Origin of the sequence: Paraburkholderia tropica, from assembly GCF_900109265.1 — a bacterium.
Lineage (GTDB): Bacteria > Pseudomonadota > Gammaproteobacteria > Burkholderiales > Burkholderiaceae > Paraburkholderia > Paraburkholderia tropica.
Window position 1 is genome coordinate 1 of the sequence record NZ_FNZM01000036.1, and the last position, 16,474, is coordinate 16,474.

Consider the following 16,474-nt stretch of genomic DNA (forward strand, 5'->3'; position numbering starts at 1 on the left):
GGTAAGCAATGGGATGGACGCCCCCACCTATAAAGGCATTGATGTGCCAGAGTGGAGGTGTCGTCAACCACTCGAACAGCGGGAGCGCCCACCATGGAGATTACAACGATCGGCATTGACCTGGCGAAAAACGTATTCCAGGTCCACGGGGTGAACAAGCACGGCAAGGTTCTGCTTCGTAAGCAGCTTCGTCGGGAACAGGTCGCGACGTTCTTTGCCAACTTGCAGCCGTGTTTGATCGGCATGGAGGCGTGCGGAAGCGCCCATCATTGGGCGCGCAAACTTCAGATGTTCGGGCATACGGTGAAGTTGATGGCGCCTCAGTTCGTGAAGCCGTACGTCAAAAGCAACAAGAACGACGCGGCCGACGCCGAAGCCATTTGCGAAGCGGTTGGTCGGCCGTCGATGCGATTCGTGCCGATCAAGAACATTGAGCAGCAGTCGGTGCTTTCACTGCACCGCGTTCGCCAGGGTTTCGTCAAGGCCCGCACAGCGCAGGCGAACCAGATTCGTGGCCTACTCGGCGAATTCGGAATCGTTGTGCCGCAGGGCATCGCCTATGTCGCCCAGCGAGTACCCGAGCTCATCGAAGATGCCAGCAATGCGTTGCCGGGCTCGTTCCGCCTGCTGATCAACCGACTGCTCGAGCATCTGCAATTGCTGCATCGCCAGGTCGACGAGATTGAAGCTGCAATCAAGGCCTGGCACCGCGACAATGCAGTGAGCCAGCGCCTCGAGAAGGTACCAGGAATCGGCCCTCTCACCGCAACCGCTCTGGTGGCAACCGTTGGCGATGCGAAGAACTTCGACAACGGCCGGCAACTTGCTGCCTGGTTGGGGCTCGTTCCACGCCAACATTCCAGCGGCGGCAAGCAGAACCTCCTGGGCATGAGCAAGCGTGGTGACGCGTATTTGCGGACCATGTTGATCCATGGAGCCAGATCGGTGATCTATCGGGCGACGCAGAAAGCCGATCCAAACTGTTGGGTTTTTAACGTCACGGCCCGTCGTAACAAGAATGTGGCCGCTGTTGCCTTAGCGAACAAAACGGCTCGTACCGTGTGGGCGCTGCTTGTCCATGAGCGAAGTTTCCAGCCAGGCTACACGCCACGTACTGCGTGATCAAACAGGTTAAATCGAAACAAGCAAAGTCGTTACGGAACTGAGGAACCCTACCACCGATTGCTCAGGCAAACACGAAGTGATGGCAGGCAGGTAAGACCGTGGCCGGTGAAGCCCAAAAATGACCGAGGCACCGAGAGTGCGCGTAAGCGATAGGGAACTGGCCAGCGAAACCCATCAGGGACAGTGAGCCCGTCTCACAACGAAAGTCCGAATGTACGGGTGCAATCTTCCTTCTACCGTTCACCAACTGCGAGCTTGGCAAACCGGGGGCGTCCATGTACGGCCATCTGATAGAGATCCTCGCGTTGCGGGCCGTTCGGGTTGCTCGCGGAAGGATAGAGAGGCTTGTATTTAGCGTCAGCCACACCTTCAATCCTGTAGTCCGATTGAACAACCGCGTCGGGAATCAACGTGCCAAGTCCCCGCCCGGTAACACCACTGTAGAGGAGTTTCTTCGGCGCTTTCTTCTCGCGCGTTCCATGGGCTACCGTGAACGGAACCGCTGCCTTGCGTAGGACGCTGAGCACATACATTTCCCAAAGCTCGGCGATGTCGAGAAGCACCCCGGTGGTGTCTCCGTCGGCTTCCACATTGGCAGCTAATCCTCGATGACTCGCAATTTGTCGAGACAGCTCAGCGACGGGTGCAAATCCTGCGGTGATCGGCGTGTACCGGACACGCCCCAGTTCAGCCTTTGTTGGGACTGCGGGGCGTGCTCCGGTAACTGCCATGAGATGAGGAAGAAGTTCCTTTGCGCGAGCCGGCAACCAGAGCTCGTCGGGAACAGCGAGCCAGCGTCGTAGCACGCTGTAGGCAGCAACAATCGCGTCGGAAGCAGCGTGATCTAGAGATCGCTCTGATCGGACGGACACGACCGCTCCACCGCGGGATGCAATCAATCGAAGCGAAGCTGCAACGTCCAGTCGTCCACGAACTGTTGGCCCGTTTGTGGTCACGTCACGTCGGAGAGCGGGCAACCCATGCCGCGCGGCTTCGATGAATCCGTGAGCCCAAACGTACGCCAATAGCTGGACAAGGAATGATTCGTCCTCGCGCAGGTTGCCCGGCGACTCCGTAAGTACAGCTGACGTTACCTCAAACAGCCAGCTCTTTAGAGTAGCAAGGCCGAAGCGAGGCTTGATGGTCAGGCTATGTCCCCCGAAAGAAAGGGAGCCGACGTACCGTCCAGCCCACCATGTTCCGTCCCACGAGCAATAAACGATTGGCTCGTCCTCGTCTCGTTCGCCAGAGATTGGGACAACGAAATCGCTGGCATGAACGCTCGCCGCAAGTTTGCGGAGCCACTCTGTCTCTACTGCCGACGGTTGCGGATCGAATGGAGAGCAATCCGATGCAACTAGCTTCATTCGATCGCCACGGGCTTGAGAAAAACCTTGGCCAGCCTGTCAAGCTCAGCATTACGCGAGGTCGCATCAAGTCCCGCCAGATACTGTTCCAGCAACGGGCGTAGAGAAAGACTCCATATCTGGTGGACCGGCTCAAGTGCCTCGCCCTTTTTATTCCAGAGGTAGTTCTGCTTGCGGGTGGGACGAGGACCAAGGAAATTGTTCAGGAACACAATCACGTCGAGCAGATACGTGTGGCCGATTTCGTACTGAGCCCCAAGCAACGAGCTATCGTGAATCTCTCGATTCAGAGCTGCAGCAGCGCCCGCCAGCTTGCGGAAATCCTCTTCGACTCGGTCCCAACCCAGCATTGTTTTAAGTGCCTTCCACTTCGCTTCAGCTGCTTCAACCAGAGCGTTCGCGTTAAACGGACACGGCACCCAAAGGAATCGACGGCGTAAGGCGAAGTCAACCTGTTCAATAGATTGGTCGATCAGATTCATCGTGCCAATGACAAAGAGGTCATCCGGGATGCGCAGGCTGATCGCGCTTCCTTTCCCATCCAAAACCGGTAATGGAATTGGTTGGTTCCGATCTTCCAGCAACGAAAAGCACTCTCCCAGCATCCGACTCAGGTCCGTACGGTTCATCTCATCGAGAATGAGAACATGAGGCAACCGCGTCTCACGAGGTTTTCCCTCAATGTGCTCGATCAACTTTGGCAGATAGCCTGCACGATACTCGGTGCCCCCAGCGTCCGAGACGTGCAGGGCACGAATGAAGTCCTCGTAGCTGTATGCGGGATGTAGTTGCAGTCGGTGCACATTTTCGCTGATGGCTGCATCCACGTCAGATTGGGACTGAAAGTAGCGGGCGGGGCCCATCGCGGCCAGCGCTGCGGCACGGATGATACGCCCAGCCAGCCGTTTGGCACGGAACGTTTTGCCGGTGCCCGGCGGCCCATAGAAGACGATTTGCCTCTTGTACTGGATAACTTCGAGGGGTGCTCCTTCTTCGGGGTTGTCTTCGCTGTCGTCGTACCAAGCCTCGGCCAATGGTGGCCAGTAGAAGTCGAGTTCTTTGTTCGGCAGCAGCCCTTCCAACTCCTGCCGGATGGTATAGATAGTCTGATCCACGTCATCCTCACCCCCGTCTTTGACGAGGCCTGAGAAGGCTTTGATGACGCGCCGTTTGTGACTGGCGCTGGCGATGCGCTCGAAATATTCGGGAAACATGAGATGAAGCAGCATGTGTCGCAACTGCCTTGACTCCGCATCCTCGATGCTGTCGACAAATTGTTCGAAACGCCATTGAGAAGTCGCCAGTTCCGCCTGCCGATCGGATGGAAGCTTTTTCCAGGCAATGGCCAGCTCGATCAGGAATGTGAGCTCAGCTGGGCGCCGAGTGTTATATCCTTGGCCGCCGCTGCCGATCCCGTGGGAGAACGCAAGAGAAACCAAGTGACTATCGGGAAGTACGGTGCCCGACCACCCAAGTACCTCGTTGATCACCTGACGCTTGCGAATGCCACCGACGTTTGACGGAAACAGGAAATAAATGCAGAGTATTTCTGCAGCCAAGCGCACTACTTCCGGACCAGCAGCGCTAACTTGGTCCTTGAACTTGGCGATAAAGGATCGATCACCCCCGTCGGGGGTGGCGACGAAAGCCTTTTGGAGGCGTTCAAGAGTCTCTGGCGTCCATATCGCAGCATCATCGAACAGCAGTGATCCGTTGCGCAACAAGCAATTATCGCGGAAAGCATCAGCCGCTTTATAGATCGGGGCTGTGTCGTACTCTGAATAGAGAGCCATTTGTTGTTCATTTAGATTGATGTGGCACTGCAGGCGATTGGCTCTTCAGTGCTGGGAAATGCTACACCAACTCAAGTGGTTATACGACCGTCGCCTCATGGGGAGGAGCAGTCGCTGGAGCGGCTTGGTCCGGGAACTCAGGAACGTCGTTTTCTGGCCGACCCCGGCCCGACGCAGTCAGGCGGGCGTGGGTTGGCCATTGATCGACCGCATCGGGCGGCAGTCGCCACCCATATGGGACTTTCGTCTTTCTTGAGAGCGGTCATCCAAGTAATTGGCGATGAGCGCGTCTCGTGGCAGTAGTCACGCCTGCATAGAACGTCGCGTCTCGGCTTTTGTGAATTTCTGGGAGGCCTAACTGGACCTCCGCCGCCGTCGCCGGGCCTTCCCCTATCGAAGAGCGCGCATCGGATAGTCCACTGCTCAGACCTTGACTGCCTCCTTCGGCGATGCTGATATAGACAACGCTCGGGCGCTGATCATCCAGCAGGCAGCGGTATAGCGAACATCGGCTCCGTGCACATATGGATCAAAGCTGCGAACGGATGCAATCACTTGCACGCGCGTTCGCTCGTCGGTCTCTTGAAGGATCATACCGACAGGGCCGAGCCGGCTGAAGTAGCTGACCAACTCCCGTTCGGGCAGGGTGCAATCTATATTGATCGGCCGGATGTCGATCTCCGCCCAACCGCTCGCTTCCAGGATAGACCAAACCCTATGCTGGTTTGCGAAGGAGAACTGCCCCGGCGCATCGGGTCGGCGAGCGGGCAGGTTCGGCAGTAGAGGCGCCGCGGCACGCTCGGCGGTCGTCATGAACGGATTCTCGACGGCACTGCGCCAGGCGACAAAGTGCAATTCGGCTCCGTCCCTTGCAGCACGTCGCAGGTTGGCGAAGGCCGATAGCGGGTTATCGAAGAACATGACGCCAAAGCGCGACGTGATCCGGTCGAAGCTTGCCGGCTTAAAGGCATGGGTCTGCACGTCGGCACAGATGAAAGTTGCCGTCGAGTCCTCCCGTTCGCCGCGCGCTTGGGCGACGGCGATCATCGGGGCTGAGATATCGACTCCAATGCAATCACCCTCTACGCCGACCCGCCGTGCCGCAGCCAGCGTCGTGCTGCCGGTACCACAGCCGACATCGAGCACCCGGAGTTCGGCTCCGGTGCCCATCATGTCGACGAGCAGATCCTCGAAGGGCTTGAACGTCTGATCGAGCACCTCCTGCGCGGCCACCCATGCGCGTCCGGCGCTGCCATTCCAAAGCGCCTTCTGCGTGCCTTCGGTCTGTTTTGTGGAATCCATGATCGCTATCCTTGGCCTTGCCCCTGAGGAGCGGAAGCTAAACTATGCAAGTTCAAGTCGACTTTAGGTCAAGCGATGATTCAACTCGATATCGGCGAGGTGGTGAAGCTATCCGGTGTTCCCGCATCAACGCTCCGGTTCTACGAGGAAAAGGGGCTCATCAGGTCGCGGGGGCGCCGAGGGTTGCGCCGCCAGTTTGATCCCGGCGTGCTGGACCGGCTAGCGTTGATCGCTCTGGGGCGCGCCGCCGGGTTCTCGCTGGATGATATCGCGCTGATGTTCGAGTCTGAGGGGCAACCGCGCATCGATCGCCAGATGCTAGCGGCAAAAGCCGAGGAGTTGGACAAAGCGATCCGCAAATTGAGCGTCATGCGCGACGGGCTTCGACATGCCGCGGCCTGTCCCGCGCCGAGCCACATGGAATGCCCCACTTTCCGCCGCATTCTTCGCGCCGTCGCGCCGAGAGCTATTGGAGCACGAAGGAGGAGAGCGCAACAGGAACAGTAGAGTTGGTTCCAGGAGCAGCAATCTCCAACGATCTAGGTGGCAACACCGAATGTCTCAAAGTGGCCGGCCTGCGCCCCACGACCGAGCGTGACGATTACCTCGGGCGCGGCCCTTCATGCATATGGCATGAACCGACCGAGGCTGTGTGAAAACACGAGCTAGGCGCTCGGCCCGAATTTGAGTTCGATGATGGGATCGGCAGAGGCCAATAGTGTGGCGACCTGTTCGGCCGCACTCGGGTCGAGCCCAAGATGCTCGCAGCCGAGGTATGCAACCGTATCCTCGGGCGACCAAGGGCCCAGCGAGGTCACGTAATCAGCGATCTCATCTTGGATCTGTCGCCACGATTCATATCGGCGGCGCGAGAGAAGAATTCGATCACTTCGTGTATAGATCACATGGAGATCCACGTGCGTTCTCGTCGATGAAAATGAGTCTTCATTCTCTCACGTGATCTCCTAAACTTCGGTCAGCACTTCAAGGTCGGAGGAACAATTGAAGCGATTCGTTGAAGGTGACGACCGGAAGCAGGTGACGTTGTTGCCCGAATGCCTGGACGATTTCGTTGCCGAGGACAACCCGGTCAGAATCGTCGAGGCCTTTGTCGAAGAACTGGCGCTAGAAGCGCTCGGATTCGTTGGCGTTACGCCATCGTCAACGGGCCGCCCCTCTTACCATCCCGCAGTGCTGCTGAAGATATACATCTACGGCTACTTGAACCGGATTCAATCGAGCCGGCGCCTGGAACGCGAATGCCAACGCAATATCGAGTTGATGTGGCTGACTGGCCGTCTGGCACCGGACTTCAAGACAATAGCTGACTTTCGACGGAACAACGGCGCGGGCATTCGCAACGTCTGTAGCAGGTTTGTCGTCTTATGCCGGGATCTCAAGCTGTTCTCTCAAGCGCTAGTCGCCATCGATGGAAGCAAGTTCAAGGCATCCAATACGCGTGACCGCAACTTTACGACTGGCAAGATCGACAAGCGTCAACAGCAAATTGAGGAAAGTATCCAACGCTATTTGAGCGCGCTGGAAACGGCGGACCGGACCCAACCGCCCGAGGTGGAAGCAAAGACCACTCGACTGCGAGAGAAGATTGCTCAATTGCAGGGGCAAATGCGTCGCTTCGAGCAGGTCAAGGAAGAGTTGAAGACACTACCTGATGGACAGATCTCATTGACTGATCCCGATGCTCGCTCCATGGCGACAAGCGGTCGTGGCTCGGGGATGGTGGGCTACAACGTGCAGGTAGCCGTAGATGCCAAACACCATCTCATCGTTGCCCATGAGGTCACAAACGCAGGTAGTGATCGTGCACAGCTCAGCCCGATGGCACAAGCTGCTCGTGATGCCATGGGCAGAACCAGATTGAAGGCTATCGCTGATCGAGGGTATTACAGCGGTCCGCAAATCAAGGCGTGCGAGGATGCAGGAATTGCAGCCATCCTACCCAGGACCACGACGTCAAATGCAAAGGCTCACGGTCGCTTTGACAGGGCGGACTTCATCTACATTGCCCGGGATGACGAATACTTGTGCCCTGCCGGACAACGCGCTATTTACCGCTTTACTGAGGTCGGTCGGAATCCGTGGACGCCAACGGGTTAAGCAGCGATCGTGGTCAAATGGAATCGCCGCGTAAAAGCAGCTGGCGACAAGTAGCCCAGACGCTCCTGTGTGCGCTGCCGGTTATAAAAAATCTCGATGTACTCCGCGATTTCCTTCCGGGCCTGGTCGCGGGTCGCGAACTTGCGATGATAGACGAGTTCATTTTTCAGCGAACCCCAGAAGGATTCAATCGGTGCGTTATCAAAGCAATTTCCTCGTCGACTCATTGAGGCCTGCATGCCGAACTGTCTGACGAGCTTTTGATAGGCGTGGGCGCAGTACTGACTGCCCCGGTCCGTATGCTGTATCAGGCCGGGCGGCGGTCGGTGCGACGCGACAGCGCGGAACAGCGCCTGCATTACCAGTTGTTTTGTCATGCGCTCGCTCATCGCGTAGCCAACGATCTCTCCGCTGAACAGATCCTTCAGGCCGGCCAGATACAGCCATCCTTCATCGGTCGCGATGTAGGTGATGTCACCACACCAGGCCTGATTTGGTGAGCTCACACTGAAGTTCTGGTCAAGCAGGTTCGGTGCAACCGGCAAATCGTGCGTCGAATTCGTGGTCGCCTTGAACTTGCGCTCTTGCTTGCATCGCAGGCCAAGCTTTGCCCGCAAACGCCTGATGCGGTGAACACCAATGTGGACGCCGTGGTCCGCTAGATCCCTTTGTAGCCGTTGCGGGCCGAAAGTCTGCCGGGTACGCTCGTGAGCGGCACGCACCTGCGCTTCGAGTCGACCCTCCTGCTGTGCGCGCAACGACGCCGGACGCTTACGCCAGGCGTAGAAGCCGCTCACCGAAACGCTCAGCAACCGGCACATCGGTGGCACCGCATAATCCTGTCGCATCTGCTCAATCACGCCGTACTTCACCGCGACTCCCTCGCAAAGTAGGCCGTGCACTTTTTTAGCAGATCGCGTTCCATTTTCACTTCGGCCAGCTCGCGCTTGACCCGAGCCAGCTCAGCTTCGATTTCAGTTAGCGGCTTCTGATGTTGACCGACGTTTTCAAGCCTACCGGCTTTCGCGGCGCGTACCCAATTCGCTAGCGTCTTCATCGATATCGACAGCCGACGCGCGGCCTCCGACACCCCCACGCCATCGGTCATTGCCAGCTTCACTGCCTCTTCACGAAATTCTTTCGTATAGACAGCCTTCGGAATTCGCTTCATCAATACCTCCATTCCTCAATTCTACGGAATGTTGGCATCCACTTTTTCCGGCTGACCTCAATGGACGCACAACCGACTTCTGCGCAGCCTAGTTGAACATGATAATCGGACATCTCGAAACAGTATCTGGGCTAGCGTCGGCCTGCATAAGCTGCTTTACTGCTTGCGAAGTGGAACTGTCTCCCGAATGCCACGACGGTGCACCGGACGAAGGTCCCGTTTTGACCGCACCGCGTTCAACGCCGGAGCGCGGCAACCGGTTCGGACGAAGGGGCATACCCGACCCGAAGCGGAGCGGACTGAGGAGGTGGCGCGATGTAGACGACCGGCTCTGCGACAAAGCGGCCATTGCCGTTGTCAATCAAAAAAGCCTTTAACGTCGTTTCCGACATCGTTTGCATTCGCGATGACCGCCTCATATAAAGCTTTCATCGTCAGATAGTCATCTTCAATGTCGTAAACAGAAAATGGCGTATTCTTCGGCCCCTTCGAGATCCGAAAATGGAACGAAGATTGCTCACGATCGTGATCAAAGTGCGGCGAAATATGAAGGGTAACGTCCTTGTGATCGCAAAAATAGGCAGTTCCGTCTGCCTCAACCCAGGATACCTCATCTTTTTCAGTGGCTTCCCGCAGTCGGCTTATGAAATCTCGTAGTGAGTTTGGAATCATTGTCTGATCTCCGCAAATGTCGTGTGCTTGCTCTGGTGCGAACTTAATTGCCCTGCCATGGCGATTAACGCCTGACGCGTCTTTGCATATGGGTGGGGCGGTGAGCGACGAGCGCTCCCCGATGACGATGTGATGGCTGTTTTTCCCTGTGCGTTGAATGAGTCGTAGCGAGCCGAATCGAATCGATAGGCTTCAAGAAGCGACCTGTTCTTTCGATGTTCGGAGGATGCATCCTCAAGCTGCACTTGAAACACACGTGAATAAATCTTGACAATATCCAACATCACGGCCGACGGGACAGCCACACCGTCGTCGATACATGCGACAGCTGTCTTGATATAGGCTTGGCAATCTGTGATCTGTTCTACCGCGCCAAGCCGGGACATCGCATCGAAGACACGCTTTGCCGCTGTTGCGGCTAACTCAGCTGCCGAGCGCGTGTATGCCAGTTCAATCAGCGCGAACACAACGCCGTAAAGGGTAATAAATGAGCCGACTGATCCAACAGTTGTCGCGGCGTCCTTTGTCAAGGTTGGCCTCATATACAGAACGAGAGCAGCGAAGCCAGCTGTTATAAGAAATGCTAGACAGTGCGTTATCAGGTGTTTGAGCTTTGATGACATTTATCTGGTACGCCGAGTCAGCCCACCTCTGGACGTCTGAAACGTGACGGTGAATTATAAGCCACGCGCAACAAGACTTTGAGCGTGCATCCTTTATTCAGCGATCTTGCAAGGTGACGCCTTTTCACTCGAATTGAACGACTGCTTGTTGACCTCAAGCGGCATTTGGATGTCTACGGCGCAGCGTTCCCGACTGACTGGAACTGGCCGATCACTGCCTCTAATGTTGAACGCATGACAAGCCCAACCGCGTGTTCAGACGACGTGAGTCTGGGGCAAGGTTTCGGCGCCGGTTCGTGAGGGCGGTTGATTAAACTCCGTCCGATAGAGCCGACCCGATGAGCGCTCTATTCGTGATCAAGCCGTGGGAGGTCCGTGAGCCTTCGGCCCTCATCGGCATCAGTGACCACCATTTCGATGCCTTCGCGTCCGGCCTCGTCGACGACGCGGCGGACTTCTGGACCTGCAACGCGCTGCCCATCCAGCGGAAAGACTGTTACGACGGTGTCGCCCTTAGCCAGTGCGTCTACCACTTCGATTACAGGCGATGAGTGCGGAACGACCTCAAATTGGTCTCCGCTCACGGACACCTGGCCCCAAAGCACGTGTGTGACCCTTTCCGAATTCCCGTCCACCCGAACCGCCGTTATAGCGTGTACAGCCATCGTTTTCCCTCCTTTATTGGGGAAAATCCTAGCACGAGCGCAATGAACAGCCATCTCGGAACCTCCCGATACCGCGATTCGGCGACGTACCCTGGAACTGGTGCGTCCATTTCGAGCGCTGAATGGAGATCGGGGGAAAGTTCAACTGCTGCGCAGGATCAACCGGACGAACGTCAGCCACCACCAACCCTCCGCAAAGTTCCAGATTTACTTCCCTTCGTCAACAGGGTCCAAGTTTACTTCGCAATTCCGGAAAGAAAAGTTGAATACACGGGCTGGTTCGCCTACCGCAGCACGGGGCTCTCATTGGGGGAGGATGAAACGATAGGAGCTATGCGCTCCAATCGTGTTGGCCGAACAGGCACGCCAGCCACCTCAGACATCCTGGACAATATGAATTCGCCCTCCGCGGCGGAACAGGACGGCCGCACAAGCAGCTGAAAAATGCCCGCCAGAGGCGGTGCCTGAGAGAAGGACAAGTGCATCTCCGATGCTCCGTGGGCGTACCGGACCGCGCCTCAAGAAGTCAAAACGTCAAAACAACACTAAGGAATACGAATAAAAATTTGCATCTTGGTACCTACGGCACGGGCTGTTGATTACTGCACCCGGCCCAGCGGGCGCATGGAAAAGATGTCCATCCAGTTTTGGCCACCGTACGTGATGCCCACGAACGTGACCGCAAAAGCCGCATCCTCTACGACATAGGCGAGAATGGTTTCGCCTTCGATGTTCCAGGTTCGCAGTCCCGGCATGACGTCGTCGTGCCGGCTCCCACGATTGGGAAAGGTGGCGAATTTTTCGCAGGTATCAAACACGGTGGACCGGTAACGATCGATCGATGCATCGGAGCGATCATGGTCCACCATGTATTCCTCGATATTTCGCAGCATCTCGTAGAACGACGGCAGGTATTGCACCCTGTACAGCATCAGCCCGCCGCTCCTTTTTTTGCGCGACGCTGGCGCCTGTCATGATCAAGCTGCTGCTCGACCTGCTCCCGGGTCATCGCACTTTCCGGATTGGCCTTGTACTGAAGATAGCCCGGCACCACCTTCTCGGTCAGCCATTGACGAACCGCGATGTCGCGCTCCTTCAGCAGCCGGAGTCCATCCCTGATGACTTCACTATCGCTGTTGTAGTCGCCCTCTGCGGTTCGTTCGCGGACGAACTCAAGCAGCTCCGGCGTCAATGTGATTGTCAGGCGTTCGCTCGCCATGATCGCACCTCAATTCAATCGTGTATGACACTATCATACACCTAACGGAAACATGCGGGCGTACGTGGGGTCCGCCACACTAATGGCAAAGAACTTCCCGCGGGGCCTCGCTTTTCGCTCGCCTGCCGTCGTTTTTCCGGGTACTGTATAAAAATACAGTGTTTGCGGAGAATCCGTCATGGAGCATCTCGTCAGGGTCTGTAGCGAAAAGGATCGCTGGGTACTGGGGTGGTTACGCCAGCGCGTCGGCGACGCGGCGATCGCACGCGCGGCCGCGGAATGCGGTGGCGATGCAAAGCCATATCTGTCGGCAGTATGCCGGCGACTCGGGGTGCGGATCCCGATGCTGGCCACGCCACGCGCCATCGAACCCAGCGTGGTCGCCGAGCAGTCGCTCGCCACCATCCGCGGCATCCTCACGTCCCGCTATCCGCCAGCGGCTTCACGATCTGCCGTGGCAGGCCGATGAAGTTCGCGGCAGGACACCCACATTTGCGTTCCTGTTCCGCTGGCGAAATCCCTGTTCTGGAATCAGGTAGTCTCCCCTGCTTCGAGGCACTCCAAGACCGACTGCCGCCGCGCAATTGCGAATCTGGTACATGTACCACAACCAACGAGGGAGCCCACTGGTAGCTTGGCGTAATTGCGAGCGAGATGTCGTTCGAGCATTGAACATGACTTCCACTAGAATTACATCTTCTCACCCGCCAGGAATAGATGATGATTCGAGCCTTCGTCTCGTACTGTCATGCAGACGAGCAGTATCGCGCAGAACTCGAAAAACACCTTTCGTTGCTGCGGCGACAGGGGGTTGTGGACATCTGGAGTGACCACCGGATTCCCCCAGGGGGAGAGATCGAGGCGCACATTAGCACTGAACTTGACGCGGCCGATCTGATCATCCTCTTGGTCAGTTCAGACTTCATGAACTCGGACTACTGTTTTGGCATCGAGATGCAGCGTGCCATGGAGCGCCATCAAGCAGGTTCAGCGATCGTTGTTCCGATAATCGTACGGCCTTGTGACTGGACATCATCATTGCTTGGCGGACTCAAGGCTCTACCAAAAGATGCCAAGCCGGTAGTCAAATGGCCAACCCTGGATGATGCGTTCGTCGATATCGTCCAGTCGCTACGCAAGTTGCTCGTCGCGAAGACCGGGGGCACGCCGCGACCTGTTTCCAACTCTCCTGTGCAGCAGTCGTCTGATCAGGTAGCTTCTGTTGCGCCGCCGCGCCCCAGATCCGGCTCGCTATCCTTACCACGAGAGTTCCGCGATATTGACCGCGACAACTTTGTCATGGAGGCCTTCAACTATGTTGCCGTTTTTTTCGAGAATTCGCTGGAGGAGCTAGCTCCGCGTAATCCCGGATATGAAGGCCGGTTTCGCCGCACCTCGGAAACGGGATTTACCGGAACCATCTATCGAGATGGCAAACGGGTTGCGGGCTGCTACATTCGGATCACGCATTCCTACGGATCTCGAGGTCAGATCGGCTATTCTGGAAACGATAATCCTCAGGACAACAGTTTCAACGAAATCTTAAGCGTCGAAACTGATGAGCAGTCGATGTACTTGAAGGGGATGATGACAAACCGGTCGGGGCGTGACCAGAAGCTCACGCATGAGGGAGTCGCCGAACAGCTATGGCAGCTTTTCATAGAGCGGGTTAGATAAGATACGCGCGGGCAGTTTTCTGGCATATTGCGATCGCCGCAAAGACTCCTCATGATCGCGCCCTAGAAGGCTGGCCGATAGAATGCATGAGCAACGTGTCGACGCGGCCCTGCGCCAGCCAATATCGCTGTATCTGCCACGGGAAGCATGGCCTGCTTTACTGTGGCTATAAACTTGGCGTAGCAAGCGCTGACCCGGCCACTTGGGCGCGATCGGCAAGCTGGCGCAACCGTGCTTCCAACTCGCGCAAGGCGGCGGGGATATGTTCGTCGCCCTGCTGCCCGTTCATACGGTGAATTTCCGCTTCGAGTTGACTCAACAGGGCGTCTATTCGCTCACTACGCACCTCACGCTCGATCTCACCTGGCGACCGTAACCCATTCGTACTTCTCGCTGAAAACCCATCACTCCTCCTTGCCATTGAGATTTTGCTTCTCCAGCCCGACGGCGACGCCGAGACGAATCGTCAATTTTCCCGAAATGGAAAACTTTTGGCCTTGAGGTAGTCGACGAACTTTTGAGCGACAGACAAGAATCTGACCTCATCAAAGTCCGAGTATGGCCTTATTTCTCCGGGAATATACAACGGCGGTCCTTGGACCAACGTGTTGATCGAACTACCGATTTGCCCGGGGGTACGGACGATGTCCTTGCACCATAAGCGATGCTCCTCAAGGAGAGCAAGTCTGTGTTCCGCCGAGATCTGTATGTTTGGCAAGATTTCTCCTTGTTTGAAGTGCAATCGGAGAGAGCGTTGCAGCGAGTGGTAGCGCACGACGCCGGTGAACGGCAACTATAGAGGCGAAGCGGTCCTTGGAAAGTCCGATCGGATGGCTGGTGGACGGGCCGCTCGTGGGCGCACTGCGACGGATGGGGTCGTCCTTCAGGACGAGCGACCCTGCGCCGATATCGAACTTCCGTAGCCGACCCGAAGCTGACCTTCGAGCTTGCCGAAAGCAGTCATTCAACTCACTTAAAATCGCGCTGTGCCTTATCGATTCGGGCCGCAAGTTCCGGGTTGTCACCCCAACATTCCTTAGCGGGGGCTTTGCGCTGCCACCGCGATTCGTTCCAGTGTCTCGCCAAGGTGTTGCGCGAAAGCGCGCGCTCGGGCGCTCATGTCGCCACGCGATGGATAAACGAGGTAGAGACCCTGTTGCGTGGCGTCCTGCAAGGGAGGGGGAATCTCGACCAGTGTGCCGGCGGCAAGCGCCTCCGCGCACAGATGCGCGGGCAAGGTCGCCACACCCTTGCCGCGTATCGCCATTTGCTTTAGCAAACCAAAGCTGTTCGCCACCACCCTCGCCTGCGGCGCGCTCGCGGCACGATCGGCGCGGGGGGAAAAAGCGAGCAAGTCGAGATGCGCGAATGAGTCGGGCACTGACATCGCGTGGTCAGCGCGATCACCAACGCCGCGTCTTGCGAGCCATGCCGGGCTGGCGAACGCGGCCATGCGGAAACTGGCGATGCGCCGGGCGACTGCGTCGTTGCTCCCCGGCTTGCCTCCGCGTATTGCGAGATCAAACTTGTCACCGACGAAATCCACTACGTCGTTTGTGGCGCGTACCTCGACACGCACTCGCGGGTGGCTGTCGAGGAACGCGGCGATGGCATCGGCTAGCACGGTGTCAGGGAAGTCGAGCGGCACACTCAGGCGGATCGTGCCAGACAGCGTCTCGCCTCGGGTGAGGCCACGTTGCTCAGCGGCGCGCAATGTCGCAATGGCACTCGCAACGCTGGCGTGCCATGCCTCGCCCTCGTCTGTAAGTGCAATCCGGCGGGTTGAGCGCCGCAGCAGACGCACTCCGAGTCGCGCCTCCAATGCTGCAACGCGTGCACTGACCGTCGAGCGCGGCACACCTAGCTCGCGCGCGGCGCCGGCGAACGAGCCGCAATCTACTACAGCTACGAAAGCCAGCGAACCATTGATATCCATTGTCCATCCCGTTGGCGGAAGCCGCCATTCTAGCGGTCTTATCGAACGCTCCGCGAGGGCGCAGACTGGCGCTTTTTAACCACACGTCAGGACTTCAATGAAATCCGCCATCTGCACGCCCTCGGTCGTACTATCCTTCGCCAACATGCAGACCCGAGTTATCGCCGGGAGGGGCGACACAGACACGAGCGGTGTCGACGCTCCATACACTGTGATGGAAATGCGGATCGGAACACGCGGCGGCGCACCTGCGCATCGGTCGCTGGACGAGGACAAGACCTTCGTGGTGCTGGAGGGCTCGCTCGAGTTCCAGATCGGCGAGTCCGTTCAGAACGTATCCCCAGGAGCAGTCGTTACGGTCGCGCGCGGCGACGTGCATGGCTTCAACAATCAGGCGGACGGCGACGCGCGCCTGCTGCTGATATCCGCGCCGGCAGGTCACGACGCATTCTTTCGCGCGATGGCTGCGCTGCCGACGCCCCACGATATCGAGGCTGTGCGGCGCATCTGCGAACAAAATCGGCAGGTGATCGTTGGCATATGAGCACGGATAGCCGATTACGGGTATGCATGTCGTCGATTTGGACGACACGGTCGGAGGTCCGCTCATGGCCGGATGCCGACTCACGCGCATTGCATAACGTGGCGCGCATCGAGTTGAGGCGAGAGTCCGCGTGCGACCCTGATTGCTCACCCCGCCAATGATTTCCTTGTGACTGCGATAGGGCTGGCTGCGGCCCCCCGCGTTTTGCATCGCTCGCTGTAGAGTCGAACTGGACAAGGCGAGGCCCTATCAGATTCTTGCC

General features: G+C 57.4%; 16 protein-coding genes and 1 pseudogene. 7 read left to right on the forward strand and 10 right to left on the reverse strand.

Translation table 11 applies throughout. The annotated features are described in order from the left end of the window. Positions 1-93 precede the first annotated feature (93 nt). Positions 94-1,122 (forward strand): IS110 family RNA-guided transposase, encoded by a 1,029-nt coding sequence (locus BMY06_RS36360; RefSeq protein ID WP_074987640.1) that lies wholly within the window; start codon positions 94-96, stop codon positions 1,120-1,122. 236 nt (positions 1,123-1,358) lie between these two features. On the opposite strand, the gene BMY06_RS36365 is transcribed toward BMY06_RS36360, so the two are convergent. The 3 genes from BMY06_RS36365 to BMY06_RS36375 form a co-directional block, all read right to left on the reverse strand. Further along, positions 1,359-2,492: a 5-methylcytosine restriction system specificity protein McrC gene (locus BMY06_RS36365; RefSeq protein WP_074987677.1), complete on the reverse strand. Its 1,134-nt coding sequence runs from the start codon at positions 2,490-2,492 to the stop codon at positions 1,359-1,361. Continuing rightward, on the reverse strand, positions 2,489-4,285 hold the full coding sequence (locus BMY06_RS36370) for an AAA family ATPase (RefSeq protein WP_074987678.1): 1,797 nt from the start codon (positions 4,283-4,285) through the stop codon (positions 2,489-2,491). Before BMY06_RS36370 ends, BMY06_RS36365 begins: the two co-directional genes overlap by 4 nt. A 423-nt stretch (positions 4,286-4,708) precedes the next feature. Then, the gene (locus BMY06_RS36375) at positions 4,709-5,587 is read right to left on the reverse strand and encodes a class I SAM-dependent methyltransferase (protein WP_074987679.1); all 879 of its coding nucleotides are present in this window, start codon (positions 5,585-5,587) and stop codon (positions 4,709-4,711) included. Between the two features lie 75 nt (positions 5,588-5,662). On the opposite strand from BMY06_RS36375, the gene BMY06_RS36380 reads away from it, so the two are divergent. Beyond that, a complete protein-coding gene (locus BMY06_RS36380; protein WP_074987680.1) occupies positions 5,663-6,094 on the forward strand; it encodes a helix-turn-helix domain-containing protein in 432 nt (143 codons plus the stop codon). Positions 6,095-6,252: 158 nt separating this feature from the next. Here BMY06_RS36380 and BMY06_RS36385 read toward each other — a convergent pair whose 3' ends face one another. Further along, the gene (locus BMY06_RS36385) at positions 6,253-6,504 is read right to left on the reverse strand and encodes a hypothetical protein (RefSeq protein ID WP_074987681.1); all 252 of its coding nucleotides are present in this window, start codon (positions 6,502-6,504) and stop codon (positions 6,253-6,255) included. A gap of 85 nt (positions 6,505-6,589) precedes the next feature. Here BMY06_RS36385 and BMY06_RS36390 point away from each other — a divergent pair. Further along, positions 6,590-7,675 (forward strand): annotated as a pseudogene (locus tag BMY06_RS36390) (IS1182 family transposase); the annotation flags it as partial. Positions 7,676-7,701: 26 nt separating this feature from the next. Here BMY06_RS36390 and BMY06_RS36395 read toward each other — a convergent pair. The 3 genes from BMY06_RS36395 to BMY06_RS39275 all read right to left on the reverse strand — a co-directional run bounded on the left by BMY06_RS36395 (position 7,702) and on the right by BMY06_RS39275 (position 10,078). Next, a protein-coding gene (locus tag BMY06_RS36395; protein ID WP_124263363.1) for an IS3 family transposase occupies positions 7,702-8,876 on the reverse strand; the annotation gives its coding sequence in 2 pieces (ribosomal slippage) (positions 7,702-8,615 and positions 8,615-8,876; 1,176 coding nt in all). A 357-nt stretch (positions 8,877-9,233) separates the two neighbouring features. After that, positions 9,234-9,548, reverse strand: a complete 315-nt coding sequence (locus BMY06_RS39270) for a hypothetical protein (protein ID WP_124263362.1) — start codon at positions 9,546-9,548, stop codon at positions 9,234-9,236. Next, positions 9,545-10,078: a hypothetical protein gene (locus BMY06_RS39275; protein ID WP_124263361.1), complete on the reverse strand. Its 534-nt coding sequence runs from the start codon at positions 10,076-10,078 to the stop codon at positions 9,545-9,547. The genes BMY06_RS39270 and BMY06_RS39275 overlap by 4 nt, the downstream gene beginning before the upstream one ends. Positions 10,079-10,509: 431 nt before the next feature. On the opposite strand from BMY06_RS39275, the gene BMY06_RS36405 reads away from it, so the two are divergent. Further along, entirely contained in the window at positions 10,510-10,722 is a 213-nt protein-coding gene (locus tag BMY06_RS36405; protein ID WP_074987683.1) for a hypothetical protein, read from the forward strand. A gap of 713 nt (positions 10,723-11,435) precedes the next feature. Here the strand turns inward: BMY06_RS36405 and BMY06_RS36410 are convergent. Together BMY06_RS36410 and BMY06_RS36415 are read right to left on the reverse strand one after the other, a co-directional pair. Beyond that, positions 11,436-11,768 carry a type II toxin-antitoxin system RelE/ParE family toxin gene (locus BMY06_RS36410; RefSeq protein WP_074987684.1) on the reverse strand — a complete coding sequence of 111 codons (333 nt, stop codon included), beginning with the start codon at positions 11,766-11,768 and terminating at the stop codon, positions 11,436-11,438. Continuing rightward, positions 11,768-12,055 carry a type II toxin-antitoxin system ParD family antitoxin gene (locus tag BMY06_RS36415; RefSeq protein WP_074987685.1) on the reverse strand — a complete coding sequence of 96 codons (288 nt, stop codon included), beginning with the start codon at positions 12,053-12,055 and terminating at the stop codon, positions 11,768-11,770. Before BMY06_RS36415 ends, BMY06_RS36410 begins: the two co-directional genes overlap by 1 nt. 178 nt (positions 12,056-12,233) lie before the next feature. Between BMY06_RS36415 and BMY06_RS36420 the strand changes: the two genes are divergently transcribed. Together BMY06_RS36420 and BMY06_RS36425 are read left to right on the forward strand one after the other, a co-directional pair. Next, entirely contained in the window at positions 12,234-12,524 is a 291-nt protein-coding gene (locus BMY06_RS36420) for a CppA family protein (RefSeq protein ID WP_074987686.1), read from the forward strand. Between the two features lie 248 nt (positions 12,525-12,772). Next, positions 12,773-13,732, forward strand: a complete 960-nt coding sequence (locus BMY06_RS36425; RefSeq protein WP_080180427.1) for a toll/interleukin-1 receptor domain-containing protein — start codon at positions 12,773-12,775, stop codon at positions 13,730-13,732. Positions 13,733-14,768: 1,036 nt separating this feature from the next. Here the strand turns inward: BMY06_RS36425 and BMY06_RS36430 are convergent. Beyond that, entirely contained in the window at positions 14,769-15,668 is a 900-nt protein-coding gene (locus BMY06_RS36430; protein ID WP_074987688.1) for a LysR family transcriptional regulator, read from the reverse strand. A 97-nt stretch (positions 15,669-15,765) separates the two neighbouring features. On the opposite strand from BMY06_RS36430, the gene BMY06_RS36435 reads away from it, so the two are divergent. Then, the gene (locus BMY06_RS36435; RefSeq protein ID WP_074987689.1) at positions 15,766-16,212 is read left to right on the forward strand and encodes a cupin domain-containing protein; all 447 of its coding nucleotides are present in this window, start codon (positions 15,766-15,768) and stop codon (positions 16,210-16,212) included. The last annotated feature ends 262 nt before the right edge of the window (positions 16,213-16,474 follow it).